Annotated in this window: 11 protein-coding genes; 6 read left to right on the forward strand and 5 right to left on the reverse strand. The window is 53.8% G+C overall.

Annotation, left to right across the window (positions count from 1 at the left end; translation table 11 throughout):
* Positions 1–117 precede the first annotated feature (117 nt).
* The gene (locus KTT_RS09885) at positions 118–4,683 is read left to right on the forward strand and encodes a GAP1-N2 domain-containing protein (RefSeq protein ID WP_126595815.1); all 4,566 of its coding nucleotides are present in this window, start codon (positions 118–120) and stop codon (positions 4,681–4,683) included.
* Between the two features lie 31 nt (positions 4,684–4,714).
* Here the strand turns inward: KTT_RS09885 and KTT_RS09890 are convergent, their stop codons facing one another.
* Complete coding sequence (locus KTT_RS09890) at positions 4,715–5,584, reverse strand: MBL fold metallo-hydrolase (protein ID WP_126595816.1); 870 nt, start codon at positions 5,582–5,584, stop codon at positions 4,715–4,717.
* A gap of 263 nt (positions 5,585–5,847) precedes the next feature.
* On the opposite strand from KTT_RS09890, the gene KTT_RS09895 reads away from it, so the two are divergent.
* On the forward strand, positions 5,848–7,608 hold the full coding sequence (locus KTT_RS09895; protein ID WP_126595817.1) for a sensor histidine kinase: 1,761 nt from the start codon (positions 5,848–5,850) through the stop codon (positions 7,606–7,608).
* An 18-nt stretch (positions 7,609–7,626) separates the two neighbouring features.
* Here the strand turns inward: KTT_RS09895 and KTT_RS09900 are convergent, their stop codons facing one another.
* Entirely contained in the window at positions 7,627–8,841 is a 1,215-nt protein-coding gene (locus KTT_RS09900; RefSeq protein ID WP_126595818.1) for a M20/M25/M40 family metallo-hydrolase, read from the reverse strand.
* 369 nt (positions 8,842–9,210) lie between these two features.
* On the opposite strand from KTT_RS09900, the gene KTT_RS09905 reads away from it, so the two are divergent.
* The 3 genes from KTT_RS09905 to KTT_RS09915 all read left to right on the forward strand — a co-directional run bounded on the left by KTT_RS09905 (position 9,211) and on the right by KTT_RS09915 (position 12,551).
* The gene (locus KTT_RS09905) at positions 9,211–9,738 is read left to right on the forward strand and encodes a YceI family protein (protein ID WP_126595819.1); all 528 of its coding nucleotides are present in this window, start codon (positions 9,211–9,213) and stop codon (positions 9,736–9,738) included.
* 504 nt (positions 9,739–10,242) lie between these two features.
* Entirely contained in the window at positions 10,243–10,773 is a 531-nt protein-coding gene (locus KTT_RS09910) for a hypothetical protein (protein ID WP_126595820.1), read from the forward strand.
* A 272-nt stretch (positions 10,774–11,045) separates the two neighbouring features.
* Positions 11,046–12,551 carry a glycoside hydrolase family 30 protein gene (locus tag KTT_RS09915; RefSeq protein ID WP_126595821.1) on the forward strand — a complete coding sequence of 502 codons (1,506 nt, stop codon included), beginning with the start codon at positions 11,046–11,048 and terminating at the stop codon, positions 12,549–12,551.
* 117 nt (positions 12,552–12,668) lie between these two features.
* On the opposite strand, the gene KTT_RS09920 is transcribed toward KTT_RS09915, so the two are convergent.
* Both KTT_RS09920 and KTT_RS09925 read right to left on the reverse strand, forming a co-directional pair.
* Complete coding sequence (locus tag KTT_RS09920) at positions 12,669–13,961, reverse strand: acyltransferase family protein (protein WP_218030863.1); 1,293 nt, start codon at positions 13,959–13,961, stop codon at positions 12,669–12,671.
* 14 nt (positions 13,962–13,975) lie between these two features.
* Positions 13,976–15,658: a glycosyltransferase family 2 protein gene (locus KTT_RS09925; protein WP_126595823.1), complete on the reverse strand. Its 1,683-nt coding sequence runs from the start codon at positions 15,656–15,658 to the stop codon at positions 13,976–13,978.
* 595 nt (positions 15,659–16,253) lie between these two features.
* On the opposite strand from KTT_RS09925, the gene KTT_RS09930 reads away from it, so the two are divergent.
* Entirely contained in the window at positions 16,254–17,318 is a 1,065-nt protein-coding gene (locus tag KTT_RS09930; RefSeq protein ID WP_126595824.1) for a hypothetical protein, read from the forward strand.
* On the opposite strand, the gene KTT_RS09935 is transcribed toward KTT_RS09930, so the two are convergent.
* Positions 17,315–18,109 carry a class I SAM-dependent methyltransferase gene (locus KTT_RS09935; RefSeq protein WP_126595825.1) on the reverse strand — a complete coding sequence of 265 codons (795 nt, stop codon included), beginning with the start codon at positions 18,107–18,109 and terminating at the stop codon, positions 17,315–17,317. The two genes, KTT_RS09930 and KTT_RS09935, sit on opposite strands and share 4 nt — an antisense overlap.
* Positions 18,110–18,193 lie beyond the last annotated feature (84 nt).

Below are 18,193 nucleotides of genomic sequence, written 5' to 3' on the forward strand. Positions count from 1 at the left end.
TTCTCTTCTATAGATCCTGCAAATTAAGCATTAACAGAATAATTATTCCTATTATATTATGAGCTGATAGAGAGACGAGAAGCTATTACAAGATAAGTGAGGCAAAGGCGGTAGTACATGAAGACGGAGAGTGAACAGCTCTGGTATACCTGGTCGACCAGGGGCTTTGGAGGCCCGGGATTCCAGATCCGTGCGGCATCACCAGGTTTCCTGGAGGGTAGCAACTCGGTCGTGCCAGAGAACGGGCGTATACAGGCTTTGCTGGCACATGCTCGCTATGTGCCTCCCGCGAACACCAAAGATTCGGGCGATATCCCCCCTCAACACCTCCCTGTTTCTCTGGCTTTTATCAAGGTAAAGCAAGAATTTGTGTTGCTGCATAAGTGCTATTGTCCCCCCGACGATATGAATGCCAGCAGCAATTTTTTTAGCCATATGATCACCGATCTGCCAGAGGTTTCGTCGCCCGCCGGGCCGATTGCGTTCACGGCTCGTGAGGCGATCGCGACCTGGGGCTCAAGCTTCTGGAAGACGAAGGATGAGCTGCCGGAGACGCAGATAGAATTGCTCCCGGTGACGTTCCCTTCGCTGCAAGAACCGGGCACGAGGGTTACCATTGAGCATGAGAAGATGCGCGGTGGGACGCTGGACCGCGACGATCTGAAGAAGCTGAAGCGTGAGTACCTGGAGTTTATTCTGCGCGCCTTCCTTATGCGCCAGCCGGGACAGCGCATCTATGTCGCCGCGTCACCAGAACAGGTTGCGTACCTGCTCTGGGGCCTGACCCACTGCCTGCCGCGTACCCTGGAGGGCATGCGCGATCTCACCTTCACTACCTACGAGCGCCTGGAGATGGAGCGTGTCTCCCCCTTCTATGGGCTCAAAGACGAGGTGGACTATCCCGTTATCACCGGCACGTGCTGGGCGGGCTCCACCACCAGCGATCTGCCCGCGATGTATTATCAGGATCAAGGGGTCAATGGCTTTGCCCTCAATTGCTATAGCGGTCGTAGCACTCCATTAATGCCAGACGGAGTACTGGCACGCTTTGTTCTCTTCGCCGTAGATTGCTTGCTCGACGAGAATAACCATACCTATCGCGAACTCACCGAGATCCTGAAGCAGGCCGAGCGGGAACAATGTCAGGATCTGACGCATTTTATGCGTGTCTATATTTCTTACCAGGAGACGCTGTCGCAAAACGATGTGCAGGAACTGATCAATATTATCAAGCACAGGCTGGATAATATTGTTGATGAAGAGAAGATGTTGCTGGCCGATCTGGAGCGGCTGCGGCGCCCCAATGTACAGAGCTCGATCCTGCAATGGATCGCGCGCAACCGGAGCTGGTGGGAGAATACGTGCCGCCAGGACCTGGTCAGCTTTTTTGCTTGCCTGGATAAGTACGCCCACTATCCCTTGCCATCCAACATTCAACATGTGATCGATACCCTGTATGCGACGATGAGCGAGCTGGGAATGCGGGTCGCCGAACAGGTCAACCAGGCTCTAAGCTCCGACCATACCGACTACATGTATTTTTGGATGGACATGCTTGAGCTTACCGCTCCGCTACATCAATCCCCGCATATCTGGCTCGCCCTGGTACAGAATATGACGGCCGAGGACCTCGGTGTGCCGGTCTTTCAACGCTGGTGGCAGATCAAAGGTGAGAGCATCTTCCAGGCGATCCACCAGGGACTCAAGCTGCCCGTCGATGAAAACCTGGTCACACCCCTGACCCCCTTCGGCAAAAACGTGGTCGATAAGATCCTGGTGGCCATCCAGGGCGAGGATCGCTGGTCCATCGATAACTGGCAGGAGAAACTGATCAAAATTACCAGTCCTCGCCAGGACCCGGCCGTCTGGATCTATCTGTTCGAGCATATTGTGACGCGGCCCTTCGATCCCATCTATTGGGAGTGGTGGAACGCCTATGGCAAACATGGGGCCGAAGAGCTGAACCGGCTGGGTCGGCAGAATTCCAATGTGGCGGACAGGCTCTATCAACTGGGCGAGCTGATTATCAGTAATATCGTGCAGATCATCACGCAGGAGGATCCCCTGAAAGGGATGCAGTCCTCGCCCAACTGGCCTACCTGGTCGTTGTGGAATGAGATGTTTTCGACCCTGATCGCCCTGGCCGATACAGAGATAGGCGCCTGCAGAACCTGGCTAGACCTGTGGGGTAATCTCTGGCCCTATGTGTTCACTCCTATCTATGAGCAATGGTGGCAGCACCAGGGGGCGGAGACGGCGCTCACTATTCGCCGCTGCGCCGAAAAACATCCTCAGAGCGAGGTGGCACAGAATGTCGCGGACTTCATCTTTGAGTCGATTCTGCCGTTGACCTATGACCTGGTCGATCTGCTGCTGGAACAGACCGAGGAGGCAGCACAACGTAGCGCACGCAATAATCTATTCATCGTGCTACGCGTGCTGCTCAACGCGCTGCCCGCACACCATCAGGAGGTGGTCTGGCTCAACGCGGATAACAATGGTGGTCTGCTTGAATATCTGACGCAGACGATCCAGACCAGCGTGGATGAGATCTATCCGTGGGAGATCCATCGTACGCTGCTGGAGACTTGGGCACAGGTGGCGGCGCTGGGCACGCATCCGGCGCTCTATGCCTGGCTGAACGTTTCATGGGGCACGATTGGACGCCTGCTGGCCGATAAACAGCTGCCAGACAGCTGGCACCACATGGCCATCGATAGCGTGTTGCTTAAACCGGTGACGCTGGAGGCGCCTCAGCTAAAGAATCTCCTGCAATCCGATCAGTCCTGGCAGGCCTTCCAGCACGTCCTCCAACACGATATCGCCAGCGCCGAGACGGCCCCGCTGGCCCTGACGTTCTTTCACCACCTGGTGGAAATCGACGATCCCCATAAAGGCCGGGTGCTGGGCAGCCTCTTGCTGGCCGCGCGTGCATTGCCGGACGTCGTACAGGAGCTGCTACAGCTGGCGCGGCTGACCAGCGAGGAGACGGCGACCTTTCTGGAGCAGGATGGCCATGAGATGCTGCAGCTGCAAGAGTGGCCGGCAGCATTTACCACGGTGCTGCATAACTACGTCACCGGCCTGGATGCCAGCCGGCTGAGCGAGCCCACCGTTACGGGCCTGCTGTGCCAGCTCCAGCAGCGCGGCGCATCCGAGGAGTCCGGCATCAGCGCCGAGATCGCGCTCTATGTCAACGGCTGGCTCTACATCGAGAAGCTATTGAGCGAGCCAGAAGATAGCAAGCGCTGGGTGCGCCTGGCCAGGTCACGGCTGGGTCAGATGCTGGGATTGCAGCCGGAGGCGCGTGGCGCCCTGGCCGATGTGCTCTGGCCTATCCTGGTTCGCCATCTTAACAGCGAGATGGACCTGACACGCGTGCTCGATAATCTCGGCCCGGTTCTGACCGGCACCACGCTGGAAGCAGAGGCGGAGACCGAGACCGGCACGGCCCTGCTCTTGAATATGGCTACCCACATGGCCGCCTACCATCAGCAGCAGCCGGACATAAGGCGGCTGGTCCCCTATCTCAAGGTCGCGCTGGAACAGGCACAGGAAACGCTCTATCCCAAAAACGAGGCCTTCCTGTTGACGTTCTTTCAGACGCTGTGCGGAGATCTGAGCGCCGAAGAATATGAGCAGCTCAACAGGCAGAGCGAGCTGTGGCCGCTCGATTATAAAGAGGTCTGGCAGACCTACATACAGCAGCAGCGTAATAAAAATACCGCCAGGGTACTGGCTGCGTTCAAGAAAGCGGTGCAGAACGAGGATGTTGAAGTGATCACGCAGGCTTACCAGCAGGTGCTTAAAGAGGTGGCCTATCCGGGTACCCACGTCAATCAGCAAGAGCGGGACATCGCCTTGCTGGCGGGCGATATCGTCAGCGCCTATAAGCTGGTGGATCAGGGGGCGCTGTTCCAGGCGCACCAGGGGGTGCTGCAGTCACCCTATAAAGATCGTATCAGGTATACGCCAGAGATCGAGCATGCCATCGCCAATCTACCCGAGGTGCCGCAGCCAAAGGCGAAGACAACGCGCCCATTACTGAAGCACCGCAATTCACAGATGCTCACCAAGATAGCTACGCAGCCCAACGCCGAGATCCTCAAGGCCCTGGAGCAGTCCGTACAGGAGACCAATGCCCGCACCACCATCGGCACCGTGCAATCCAAATCTATCATGCTGGATCAGCTGAACAAAATTCATGCCTTTAAGCGCCTCTACATTGGCTACCGGCTGAGTATCCTGGATACCCAGATCAAGAACTCACCCTGGAACAGCAAGGAGAGATCGTACTATAAGAAGGAAAAGAAAGAGCTGCAGGAGGTCCAGCGGCAGAACGATCAGTTTCTCAGGCGCAAAGCTCTCGATGATCTGATCGATAACGTCTTTATTAATTCAGGCATCGAGTCCAGAATCAAGCAGGGCCAGTGTGGCATCGAGGAGTTCCTGCTTGAGCAGCGTGTGCTGGAGCAGTTCCGGTCCTTCCAACCGGACGATTACGTGGCGCTGGTCAAGATGCATAACTTCACTGAGACGGATGTGAAGCAGGTGCTGCGCATCTTCCGGCGGCGCGAGCGCTTCGCCGAGCGTCTGCTCAAAGAGCGCTACGACCTGGATAGTTGGCTGGAGGAGCGTAAGAAGCTCTATCAGGATCAGATCCAGATCGAGGTCCGCTGGTAGTCAGGAAGGAAAAAGGGATCGCATGGCGATCCTATCTTCCCGCATCCGTGACTGCCGGTGCCTCAAAGGTATAGGTATCGCCGCGCTTGAGGTAATGGACCCGGTTGGCCAGGCCGGCCTTCTCCACCTCAGCCTGGAAATCCGAGAGCGATGAGGTAAAGACCGAATAGTCATTGTAGTGAACGGGGATCGCGGTCCGTGGTTTGACCAGTTCAATCATCTTCACCCCCTGCCCGGCATCCATCGTCAACATAACCTTGAGCAACCTGGTTCCTCCCAGGTGCAGGAGAGCGATGTCGATATCGTGGTAGCGCTTAGGGATCTCGCGCAATCTTTTATGCATCAAGGTGTCGCCGGTAATATACATGCGCAGGGCTTTATGGCCGGGGACCTCGAACTCAAGCATACTCCCCATGACCGGCGGCAGGAGCGGATTGAGCGGTCCCGGTCCATGCTTGCCGGGCATGGCGGTAATGTTCAGGCGCTGCTCCCCTTTCTCCAGCGTCAGGGTCTGCCAGGTGTCCAGTGGATAGAGGCGGTAGAAGTGCATCTTCTTCCTCAATGCGTCCGCCGCCTTCGGCGTGGTGGTAATCGGGGTCCCCTTATCAAGGTCGCGCGCCACCCCGCGATCAAAGTGATCTTCGTGCAGATGCGAGAGCAGCACCATATCCAGCGGAGGCAGTTCAGCCAGATCGATGGCAGGATTGTGCAGGCGCGTCGCCTTCATGCCATAGCCCAGGTGTACATGGTCGCCGCGATGCAAGAAATTAGGATCGGTCAGAATGGTAAAGCCGGCGTAGCGCAATAGGATGGTCGCATTGCCAATAAAGAAGATTGTGCCCTGGCCGGTCTGCGTCTTTTCTGCCGTCCCCGGTAGCACTACGGTATGCCTGAAATCCATAAGAGGCCTCTTTCTTTGCTATTCATGTCGTCCTGGTGAGAAACCGTACCTACCATCGACACGTGTCATAATACCTGCTGGTAACAGCAACAAGAAATATCCAGCGTGGGTTCGGGCCTGGTGCCCATGGGGCAAAGAATATGACGCGCGCATTGATGCATATGCAAGAGATTAGAAAATATGAAAATATTGTATACTACACAGTATGATGGTCAATATATATAGTTGTGCTAAAATGACAGATAATTCAAGTGTAAGAGGTTATGATGCCACATATTGATGCCACGATGATTCAGATCTCGGCGCTGTTTGAGGGCATTCCAGATGGCGTCATTATTGAGGATGTTGAAGGAAAGATTCAACGTCTCAATCCGGCTGCCCTTGCGCTCTTCGAGCTGGCTACTGAAGAGGAATGTCGGGACATGCCCTTTCAGCAGTTTATGGATCGCTATCAGCCGCGTGACGCGGAATTGTACCCGGCCTACGGCGCCGGATCCTATACGACCATGGGTCAGAAACAGGCATCATCAGCATCCAGGCACAGCGCCATCCTCATGTTGCCATCCAATAGCCATGTCTGTGTCGATATCACCTCGACGCCGCTGAACGATAATCAGCAGCGGCCACTTGGCGTGCTGCACCTGTTTCATGATATGAGCGCGTTATACCAATCCAAACTTGAGAGCCAGCGCGCCAATAAAGCCATCTTCACCTTAATCAAGGCTATCTCGCATATTCATGATTCTATATATACCGCCTCCCCTGATGAGGATGTATTGCAGACACCTTCCATGGACGCGATTTGTCAGCAGCTAACCGATCTAATCAGCCAGCTCTTAAAGACCCAGGCGGTCCTGCTGGTTTCATTTAAGAAGACCCCCGAACGGAGGCTGCATTATATAGCCATCAGTGGGCTGCCGGAGCAGCAGGTGCAGATACGCAAACAGGCAAATGGACATTATCCGCTCTCGAAATTTCTGCCACCGGAAGAGATTACAGAGCTGGAACGGCAGCAGATCGTCTGTGTCGAGCGAACCAATCAGCGGAGCCCGTTTCCTATTACCAGCACCGCATCGACGCAGTTTATGTGGATACCACTGGTCATTCAGAACCAGGTTGCCGGGGTACTCATTATCGGTCGAGTCGATCCCTGTACAGAAGAAGAAATGGCGCTGGTCAAAGCAGTGGCGACGCTGACGACGCTGCTCACCGAATGCGTCAAGCTATTTGCCCGCTTTAAAGATCCCCGCATGGAAGGCATGGTATTGAAAGAGACCAACGCGATCATCAACGAGTTTTTGAACCTGGCCAGCCATGAGTTCCGTACGCCCCTGACGGTGACCATGGGCAACATTCAGCTGGCGCTGCGACGGCTGGAGAAGCTGCGCCGTGAGATGGCGGGCCAATCAGAGGAGCTAAGTCGCGGCATCGAGCGGGTGCTCAATCCGCTGGAATATGCCTCACAGAGTACGCGGGTCCACGAACGCATGATCGGCAATATCATCGATGACTCGCGGCTGCAGACGCATAAACTGGAACTGCACTTCTCACGTACTGATCTGCGCGAGCTGGTGGCCGAGGTGGTCCGCACGTATCAACGCCGCCATCCCGATCAACAGATTGAGCTAGAGCTAGATCCGTCAAGCGAGCCGATAGAGGTGGTGGTGGACGCGAATCGCGTTAAGCAGGTGACGCATATCTATCTCACCAACGCCATTCAATTTTCGCCCGAGGGGCAGCCAATCACCGTCAAAGTGGAGGAGGGCGTGCAGGATGCATATGTCTATGTGCATGACAATGGACCAGGCATCGCGCCCGAGGACCAGAAGCTGATATGGGAGCGCTTCTACCGGGCCAGGGGGACCGCGCTACAGAATGAGCTGGACCTGAGCCTGGGACTGAGCCTCTATCTGTGCAAGGCGTTAATCCAGCTGCATCATGGTGAGGTCGGCGTGAAGAGCAGTCCGGGCCAGGGAGAAACGTTCTGGTTTACGCTCCCCCTGTCCTCGACCAGCTCATCCTAACCATGGCCTGCTAACAGGCTAACGCTGCAGAGCTCCACCGGACGCAATCAGGCCCGCCAGCAGGGCCGTACGCTGTGGAATGGGATCCAGCAGCACATATTCTTCCGTGGTATGCGCGCCGCCGCCGATCGCGCCCAGCCCATCAACTGAGGGGCATCCCGCGATGGCCGTGTTGCAGCAGTCGGAGGCACCACCCCGCGTCTCAGGATCAAACGGCACATTGAGGATCTGTTCAGAGATGAGCTGGACCTGTTGCGCCAGGGCCAGGCTCTGCTCGGTCGCCACCATCGGCGGCATTGAACTGGGGGCGGGCGTCAGGGTTAGCGCCACACCCTCGATCAGCTGCTGCCGCAACAGCTCGTGCCAGCGCGCCTCGGCCGCGCGTCGATCCTCAGGATGCAGGAAGCGCAGATCAAAAACGATCTCGGCGTGATCTGAGACGATGTTGGCGCGTGATCCTCCCTTGATGGGACCCGCGTTGATGGTCATGCCGTCACGCATCCCCATCAGGCCCTGCGCCTGCACGATCTGGTGCGCCAGCTCAACCACGGCATTGCGGCCGCGCTCCGGACTGCTGCCTGCGTGGGCGGCCAGACCCGTGGCGCGCAGACGATAGTGCGCGCATCCCTTGCGCCGCGTGACTACGTTGCCGATGGAGCGCGCCCCCTCCAGTCCCAGCACAAAGGGACGCTCCAGGGCCAGCTCACGGATCAACCCGACGTGGTAGCGCGTCGAGATCTCTTCATCGGACACCGAGAGAAAGGTAATCTTGGAAAAGTCCTGGTAGCCGCGCCGGCGTAGATGTTCCAGCGCATAGATGCCCTGCAGCAGGCCGGCCTTCATATCAACGGTACCGGGCGCATAGAATCGCTCGCGCTCCAGCCGCGTATGCGCGCCAGCCGAGCCAACCGGATGCACGGTATCGTGATGCCCGATCAACATCCACTTTGGGCCAGCGGGATTCGCGCCCTGCAGCGTGCCCACCACAGCGTTGCCGCATGGATGCTCCACAATTGAGGCACGCATCCCTACCTGCCGCAGCAGGCCCGCCAGTTGCTCCGCCATGGCGTTCAAGCCGTCCACATCCTCCGAAGGAGAATCGATCGCGCACAGCCGCTGCAGATCCTGCACAAAGCGCGGCATCGCCTCCTCCAGATAGACCACCCCATCCCTCACCAACGCCTGTACCGCATCATCCATAACAATGTTCTGCTCTTCTTCCGGATTCGACATATATGCAACCCTCTATTCCCCTCACAAAGACAAAGGTAACAAGAAAAACGAAAATGCTTCCGCGCATTTACACGCCCGGGTCACGCCGATCATTGTTGATATTTACATTTTATACGCAAAAAAATGCCAGGATAGATGCGTGATGGGAGCAGAAATCAGAGCAAGCGGAATAATCATTTAAGCGCAAAATGTTTTTATATTTAGAAATAACATCATGTTTCAACAAACAAAATCATCATACAGCTCATCTGTAAATCGCTTTGAGCAGCAGGCAATCCATCATTAGTGCGTTACTCGCAGGTTTGCTATCATCAGCGATTCGCAATTTGCGAACAGGCACATTTGTAATCATGAGAAGGTGACTTTATTATGTCATGGGAAATAGATCGTTTTCATAGTGTGGCTGAATTTGCTGTTCAACATCTGGGCATCGCCACAGTACGAGGAAAATTTACCGACGTAACCGGCACAATCGAGACGGACCCACACTCTCCAGAGCATTCCTCAGTAAAAGCGCAGATCATGGTCAACAGTATAGATACCAGTGCCCCACAACGGGACGTTCATCTACGTACCGCCGATTTCTTTGATGCCATCAAATATCCAACCATTACATTTAACAGTACCCAGATAAGGCATGTAGATAGCAATCGCTTTATTATTACGGGCAACCTATCCATGCATGGGGTGACACACCAGGTGCAGCTGCGCACGATCTATAATGGCGCCACGCAGGATCATTTAACCAATGCCTGGCGTATCGGCCTGCGGGCCATTACTAAGATCGATCGGCGCGATTATGACATGACCTACAAAGTAACGAATAATGCAGGGATAGCCCTGGCGGGCAACGAGATACAGATAGAACTGGGCGTAGAGGCCATCTGGGCAGGTTAAAAGTTTGAGATGGTACAGCGGGTATGCGGATGCGTACCCGCTGTACCATCTTAAAAACAGAGAACACAATCGGGTAGAACTGGCTGCAAGAGCCTGTCAAACGGGATGAGTATATAACCAATTGCAGTGTTTATCTAATTCGGTACTCTGCGTAATAGTTCACTCGACATTAAAATAATATAAAGATCAGCACAATTCGAAACGCTTTATATAGCCTGGTATTCTTTTTGCCCGAAAAGCTGTACGATAAAAATGATCGAAAAACACCGCAAAAGCCTCTACAGTTCATGACCATTTTGTGCTGGGCATGTGCTTATCAACATCGCTATATAATTATTATTTTATTAGGAGTAAAGATTGAAATTAGACATACAAATTTAAATGAAGTGTATGTATTCGATTCTCGTAGATGAACCGTTTCATATAAAGTGGTCAATAAGCGATCACAAACAAATTTTATTAATGTATAACTATATAGTCCAAGGATGGAGGACGTAAACCTCAATGAAAAGATTGAGTTTAGTTGGCGGAGCCCTTTTAACAGCATTGCTTGCCTGTCTTTTTCTTGCGCCATTCAGCGCTTCTGCCCATGCCCAGGCTAATGCTACCCAAAGCGGTTCGGTAACCCAGGCGGTTACAGGAACGGCCGCCAATGGGGCCACATTCAATGGTGCTTATACAATTACACACTTTGTCTCTCAGAATGGACAGCTCCTCGGCGTTGGTACCCTCAGTGGAACCCTCACCAATGCGGCTGGCCAGGTACTGGGAACGGTAACCAACGCCCCGGTTCAGGTACCAGTCACCTCAGCTACGGGTACATGTCCGGTTCTGCATCTTGACCTTGGCCCCTTAAACCTGAATCTGCTTGGTCTTAACGTAAACCTTAATCAGGTTGTACTGAATATCACAGCGCAGTCCGGCGCGGGCAACCTGCTTGGCAACCTGCTGTGTGCGGTTACCCACCTGCTTGACGGTGGTGCTCCGTTAACAAGTATTACCAATCTCTTGAATCAGATCCTGGGTCTTCTATAGCCAGCAAGACGCAGTGATCCATCACAGGACACAAACCAATCATGGCAGAGCGCATAATAGCTATCGCTATTATGCGCTCTGCCATGATTGGTTTGTGGCATAACAAATATTGCTGGCTCCTATGTTGCATCCTGATTGTAATAGGTTATCTACATGATTTATTGACTTATCTGCCAGTATCAAATAAACTAAGCAACAGATATTGCGTGGGCCTTTTTGTTCTCCACCGCAACACAATATGCTAGCTCGTGAAGAAAGTGCTATCCACCCCGATGAAATTAAAATATTTCTTTATTATACCCGGCATTATTTTGAGCGTTATTATTATAATTGCGGCCCTGCTATTAGTAAAAAGGCCATCGGAATATGCAGTAGTTGTGGCGCAAAAAAAAGCCGCGCTGGACGCGCACATACCGGCGCAGGTGGTACTAACAACAACAGACAAAACAAATAGATTGGCACCTCAAAGCGCGATAGACTTCGCCAAAGGAGACTCAACACAGGGTACGGTAGTAGACGTTAATGATCATCAAACCTACCAGCCAATAACGGGGTTTGGTGCATCGCTCAATGCGTCGTCCGTCTGGGAGCTCGAAAATAAACTGTCCCAGGCGCAGCGTGATCATGTAATGCAGCAGCTATTTGATCCTGCCAGTGGTATCGGCATCAACATGCTGCGCCAGCCAATCGGAGCATCCGATCAAAACGCGCCCGACCAGATCGTTCCCTATGGTTATTGTTCTTATGATGACAATAACGGCACTCCCGACGATGCCAATCTCTCCCACTTCTCAATTGATGCTGATATCTCATCGCATACCATTGCATTGATACAGCAGGCCAGAAAATTAAATCCGCAGATGAAGATTCTGGCTGTTCCCTGGTGTATTCCCCAGTGGATGCTGACCGGAACCGGCTACGCGCGTACGCTCAATCCCACCTACTACGATCTGTATGCAAAATATCTCATCAAGTACATCCAGGCATATCAATCGCAGAATCCTCCGATACCCATCTGGGGCATCATTCCGCAAAATGAGCCCGCCCATAGCTATGCCAATTTTGGCGATAACCTGAGCGCGGACCAGGAAAGCACATTTATCGAGCAATCTCTGGGGCCCGCCCTGGCCAACGCGGGTCTCTCCACCAAAATTCTGATCTACGACCACAACTGGGACATTCCCGAATATCCCATGCAGGTCCTGGCCAGTCCGGCCAGCAAATACGTGGAGGGGACCTCCTGGCATAAGTACGGTGGTACCTACGATGCTCAGAATATAGTACATGACAAGTATCCAAATAAGGGGACGTTCTTTACCGAGGACTCACCGGCCTCATTCAGCGATACGCACTGGGAATGGTATATCCCCGAGGGAGCCAACCGCATCATTTCGGTCCTGCGCAGCTGGTCACAGACCTATATGCAGTGGACGATCGCCTCTAATACGGAGCATGGACCCGGCTCCTGTACCACCTGTGGCGCGGATGTCTATGTGAACGATCAGACTGGCGAAGTCACCTATACCTCCGCTTACTACCTGCTCGGGCAATTTAGCAAATACATCAAGCCTGATGCCCGGCGTATCGAATCAACCGACATGGGTAGTGGCAAGATCAGGAGTGTAGGCTTTAAGAATCCAGATGGCTCGATTGTGCTGCTGGTGTATAACGACAATGGAAGCCAGCAAACGTTTGGGATCAACTGGGATGGGAAGAACCTCACCTACACGCTACCCGCGAAAGCCATCACCACCATCACATGGCCCGCGCACCCCTGATATCTTGATCCAGCGATTCAGACACGGGCATCAGAAAGGCGCGTAAAAATAAAGCTGGCCAGCACTCGCCCAGAAGCATGGGAAGAGCGCTGGCCAGCTTTATTATGACCAAACCACTTACTCGGGGTAGCGCGCGCGTAGTTTCCCTTCCTTGGTAAACAGATGGCCTAAAAAGCTGATCGGATACTCCAGCAACCAGTAGCTCAAGGTGGCGACCCCTATCGCCAGCGCAATAAGTGTGATCACGCTCACCGGAAACAGGGCCTCAGAAGTAAAGACGAGGTAGCGGTCCAGTCCAATGAGCAGCGGCTCATGCCAGAGAAAGATACTATACGATATCAGGCTTAGATGCACCCATATCCGCTGAGAGAACCCCTTTTTATTCTTCTTGAAGTTGCTCGATGCGAGTACGGCCGCCGCGAGCACGAGCAACATGGCAAGGCTCCACATACTATGGTAGAAGATGTATTCAGAGATTGGATCAATGCTGAGCTCACGATTGATCCAGGATAGAATGATAAGCAGGAGCGCGATGCCACGCAGCAACCAGGGTACATATCGACGCACCTTGATGTAGTTGTTATTGGTCGCCATCAATACCGCCAGTCCCATGCCCATAGAGAAATTATCGAGTCGCCCAAATAGAGAAAAATAGACCGCATAGTTATTAATGGGGATATGCAGAAATATAAGGCAGCATACTTTGTAGCCAATACCCACCACGAGAAGAAACGCTGGAATAGCATACAGCATAGCTATCCTGCCCCTGTGCGTCTTGCAGCGTCGACATAGATGGTATGAGAGGGGCGCCAGCAAGGTAAGCAAGGAATAAAACCAGAACTCCACCGCCAGCGACCACGTGGGACCAATGGTCCAGAAGATGTGCCGGGAATCAAATATCTGCGTAAAGGTCAGATGCTCCAGCAGATCTAACCACTGCTGTGGGCTCCCATAGTACCGGGTAGCCCACGTCACGAGAAAGGCGATGTAGTAGACCGGAATAATGCGGATCGCCCGGCGGATTACAAAGCCGCCGAGGGGATACGCACCCTGCTGCTTCAAGCCTGCGCGCGCAAAGGGCAGGAAATTCAAGAAGCCCGAGAGCACAAAGAACAGCGAGACCACATCATCGCTATTGGTAAGCACCATCTGCAGCATGGTACCGGCATAGAGCTGCACGCCCACCTGCTCGGCATGCTGGTAGCAGTGGTAACAGATAATGATGAGGGCCGTCAGCCCACGATATGCCTCCAGGCCCTCAAAGCGGGGCGATGAAGCCTTCGCTTGCGGAACAGCGGTCGCCGCCCCATCAGCCGGCGCGACCGGAACTCTCGTTGTCTCTAGATCGGCAATATGAGGGACTGGAGCCTCAACAGTCTCCAGCCCGGTAATATCTGTTTCAAAGTTCATGTTTAACTGTGTTCTCACGCCTTCCCTTGCGCTGGAGCCGTCTGGGCCACGGAGCGCGGTGTTACTTTCCATTCGCGCTCTCCCAGCGCCTCTTTAAGATGGGCAATCCTCGCGATATGGTTCTTAAAACCGGTGAAAAAGAACATCGACATTAGCGCATAGAAGATAAACCAGCGTCGATGCTGTCTCACATCGGGAGCCGCCACAGCGTAGGCCAGCAGAACCTGCAATGGCCCGATACTCAGGGTGAACAGGCTACTCAAAACGAAGAGGGGCGCGAACCACTTGATGTCCTCTCGCAGAAGCTGGAAGGCCAGAATGGGAACAATCTGTACAGAGAGCCACATATAGATCTCACGCCATCCCAGCAGATGGAAGATACCCAGTTTCTGGCGCAGTGAGAGATGGGGCGAGCGCAGCGTTAGCGTAAGATGCTTCAACGTGACCTGAAACCAGCCCTGAGCCCAGCGCATGCGCTGATTCCACAAAGCCTTCAACGTCTCTGGAGCCAGTTCTCTTGAAATGAGCAGAGGATCATAAGCGATTTTAGAGCCCTGCTGGAGCGCCCGAATCGAGGAATCGATATCCTCGGTGAGCATACTATGATCCATGCCGGTCTTGCGCAGCAGCTCGGTTCGCCAGTAGCCATTGGCGCCACCAAAGATACCAAAGCCATGCATTCTCGTGCGGCCAGGGTGGCCTAGCGCATAGATCAGTTCAAAATCCACAGCGACCAGGCGCGAGACCCAGGAACTATCGCCATTGCGCACAACACAATGTCCCTGAACGACATCATATCCCTGCGCCAGCCAGTGCCAGGCACGAGTGAATGAGGAGAGCGCCGGATGATGATCGGCGTCAAAGATACCGACAAAGGTTCCCGTAACCTCGCTGAGCGCGCGATTCACATTCTGCGCCTTCGAGGTACTATTCTGGACCTTGAGCAACAAGAAGCGCGGATCGCGGCGGGCAATCTCCCTCAACGTCTCTTCCACGGGAATGTAGCGTGGCGTATTGTATGCCAGGATCAGCTGAAACTGGCCGGGATAATCCACACGCAGCAGATGCTCAACCGTCTCGACGATCGTCTCCGCCTCATTCGGCAGATAGGCCGCCACAATAGCGCTCGCCGGTGGATACGTATCAGTCTCGACCGGTTTGGGATGCTCGATACGCAACGCTGAAAGCGCCTCTATCGTGATAAAGTAGGCCGTAACGAGCAGCGAGATCACAACGACGTTATACATGAAATGCGAAATATCGAAGAGATATTGAGCACAAAGGTCATAGATCATAAAGGGTATGACCAGCGAAAGCAGAGGCGGGAAAACGATCTTGACCGCAGAAAACCACAGGCGATTGATGAACGACTGCTGCTTACCCGCTGATTTTGTTATCTCAGATGGAGCCGCCACAACATCCATTGGATACTGCATGGCAATATCCAATGGATCAACCAATCGACGCAAAAGACCGGGCTGGGTGGATGCACGCAGAGGAAGTTGTATCGGCCTGGCTACCGCGTAAGCATTATTACCACCAAAGGATAATGAATTCATACGAGCAGGCAGCCGGGGGGTAGCGACCTTGAGCGTAGGTACCTCGTCAGCATGGATAACGCCCCTGGACGCCCCCGTATCCGGGACTGATACATTGGTATCACCTTGCATCGAAGAATATCGTTTTATAAGCGACATAATATTCAAATTCCTCACGTATAAAATATCAGGTTCCTTAGCTCCAGCCAGGGAACTCTTGTATTTATGGCTCCTCGCTCTCCACCACTATCCGCCATTGATGCCTCAATAGCCACAGAATATATTTAAAGCATCGTCAGGCAGCTTTCACTACTCCACCAGGAAGCAGAAACTGCATTGATTAACATAGCAAGTGGATTGAATCCTCTAGCAGCAATGCAGTAGAAATGTATTTCTTCTTCCTTTTTCATAAGACCATTCATTACTGTTTAGCATAGAAGGGCAATAATGTCAAATGCCAGTAATATCTATCATACTTTTATTACTGTTTTTACAGCGAGATTTTTAATGCAGATGTAGCATTAATAGCGCTCAAATCGTCATAATCGAGCTACAGTTTGCTCTTCTATGGGTCATAGATTCAAGTCGGAATTGTCACAACCTTATGTAAACACGTCGATACCTGATAGGAGAAATGGCTATACAATAAATCAATAATAAGGGTACCTCAACCAGATAGCATAAATTTGCACCACTCCGGGTAGGTAGCCCGTTTTTGGTATAGACACAAAACCAGAAAGGGAAGAGAGAGATCATGTCTACAACAACCAAAAAGGACACGGCCGTTTCCACCGGGATCTGCAGTTTCTGCCAGACTGAAGTAAGCAAGGCGAGGATGACGCAGCATCTCAAGCATTGCCAGCAGCGGCTCGCCAGCTTCGAGCCTCAAAAAAAGTCGGGTGCGCGCCGGCAAACGGGGAAGCTGCTGCATCTGCTGGTCGAGGGCCAGTACAATCCGCAATACTGGATGCACATTGAGATACCCGCCAGCGAGTCGCTGCTCACCCTGGATGACTTCCTGCGCGCTACCTGGCTCGAATGCTGCGATCACATGAGCGATTTCACCATCAACGGCATCCACTATACAATGGAGCCAGACGAGGCATTCGTATTCCTGGGATCGGAAGAAGAGTACATAGCATCCGGGTTAGCGGACGAAGAGGAGGAAGAGGAAGAGTATAGCGATGAGCAGATCATCGCCGACGCGCTACAAGATGTGTACTCATATTTACAGGCGATCGTACCCGAGTATCGGGCCAAAGCCCCGTACGACCTGCTGGAAGAATGCGCCCGCTTCACATCGGTCGATGAGCTGATCCTGTTTCTGCAGGAGAAAGAGAAAAGCACGAAAAAAAGGAGAACGTCGGCTGAATCAGGGAAAGAATCACGCGAAGACGCCGTCATACGCTATCTCCACAAGCACGTATTCAGGATGCTGCTTGGTGCTCTCCAGGAGGATCGGGATATGGATGTAGAACTGGCAAAGGCGTTAAGGATCCTCAAGCCAGGGGCGAAATTCTTTCATCGGTACGACTTTGGTTCGACCACCTACCTGGCGCTGCGCGTCATTGATGAGCGCGAGGGGCTGCTCCCCAAAAAAAATGACGACGCGGTACAGGTCATGGCGCGCAATTGTCCCCCTGAATATCCCTGCGTAGTCTGCGGCAAGCCGGCGCAGCTGATCAACACCTGGGACGAAGAGTATGACTTCGGACTCTATTGCAAGCAGTGCGCGAAAAAGAAGTTCAAGTACACAGATGAGATGCTCCCGGTGGTCAACTCGCCCCGCGTCGGCGTCTGCGCCTATACCGGCGACTAGCCAGCCGTGCTCTTTTGTGGCAGGCCCCAGGTGATCTGGGCACGCACCTGGAAGGGGACCAGCCCATCAGGATACGCCGCGAGCAGGGCCTGCTGCGCCTCGCGATCAAAGGCCGCCGCCTTGACTGGTCCCATGCGCTCTCGCGAGAAGCCAGCACGCGAATGATAAGACTCAACGACGTCAGCCAGCGATTGGACGAGCGTATAGGCCTCGGTGGTGCTTTGACCCACCTGCTGAAAGAGACCCTGCTCCTGCCCCTCCTGTGACCACGGAAAGTAGAAATCGGCCCGGTAGCGCGGCACCACATCGCCGAGCAGGGACCAGATATCCGGCGTTATGCGCCTCTCCACCATGGCCAGGTACGCCCCCTCCACCAGCACCTCACGGAGCAGCGGCATCACGACCCGCCAATCCAGCCAATGCATGCTCTCCCCGGCCATCACCAGGGCATAGGGAGGCTGAAGCCGCACCTCCTCGATGCGTCCCTGCAGCCAGCGCAGGCCAGGATGATCCCCATTGGGGAGCCGCCTCCCCCGCGCAAGCATCTGCGATGAGACGTCCACCGCGTCCACCCGCTCAACCCGTGGCACCAGCTGACGCGCCAGATCGCCGCTGCCACAGCCCACATCCAGCACCGCCCCGGGCCGTGTACCCATCAGCTGCAGCAACAGATCGAAGGTCTCAGCTGGGTAGATGGGACGATAGCGATACGCCTCCACCACACTCTGATCCTGAAACGCCGCCGCGTGTGCTCGATACGCCGAAGCACCGCCGTGAGATTTCTCAGTCATATGTCTATCACACTCCTTCCAAAGTAAATACCAGCTTCAACCCCTGACTATGGCACTTTGACTTAGCAGGAATTGAAGCACTGC

Source organism: Dictyobacter aurantiacus, assembly GCF_003967515.1.
Lineage (GTDB): Bacteria > Chloroflexota > Ktedonobacteria > Ktedonobacterales > Ktedonobacteraceae > Dictyobacter > Dictyobacter aurantiacus.

What these genes read in the sequence shown, in the direction of transcription:
- KTT_RS09930 (WP_126595824.1), top strand. Translation starts at nt 16,254, where the DNA reads ATGTCTACAACAACCAAAAAGGACACGGCCGTTTCCACCGGGATCTGC.
- KTT_RS09895 (WP_126595817.1), top strand. Translation starts at nt 5,848, where the DNA reads ATGATGCCACATATTGATGCCACGATGATTCAGATCTCGGCGCTGTTT.
- KTT_RS09935 (WP_126595825.1), bottom strand. Translation starts at nt 18,109, where the DNA reads ATGACTGAGAAATCTCACGGCGGTGCTTCGGCGTATCGAGCACACGCG.
- KTT_RS09910 (WP_126595820.1), top strand. Translation starts at nt 10,243, where the DNA reads ATGAAAAGATTGAGTTTAGTTGGCGGAGCCCTTTTAACAGCATTGCTT.
- KTT_RS09900 (WP_126595818.1), bottom strand. Translation starts at nt 8,841, where the DNA reads ATGTCGAATCCGGAAGAAGAGCAGAACATTGTTATGGATGATGCGGTA.
- KTT_RS09920 (WP_218030863.1), bottom strand. Translation starts at nt 13,961, where the DNA reads ATGAACTTTGAAACAGATATTACCGGGCTGGAGACTGTTGAGGCTCCA.
- KTT_RS09905 (WP_126595819.1), top strand. Translation starts at nt 9,211, where the DNA reads ATGTCATGGGAAATAGATCGTTTTCATAGTGTGGCTGAATTTGCTGTT.
- KTT_RS09915 (WP_126595821.1), top strand. Translation starts at nt 11,046, where the DNA reads ATGAAATTAAAATATTTCTTTATTATACCCGGCATTATTTTGAGCGTT.
- KTT_RS09890 (WP_126595816.1), bottom strand. Translation starts at nt 5,584, where the DNA reads ATGGATTTCAGGCATACCGTAGTGCTACCGGGGACGGCAGAAAAGACG.
- KTT_RS09885 (WP_126595815.1), top strand. Translation starts at nt 118, where the DNA reads ATGAAGACGGAGAGTGAACAGCTCTGGTATACCTGGTCGACCAGGGGC.
- KTT_RS09925 (WP_126595823.1), bottom strand. Translation starts at nt 15,658, where the DNA reads ATGTCGCTTATAAAACGATATTCTTCGATGCAAGGTGATACCAATGTA.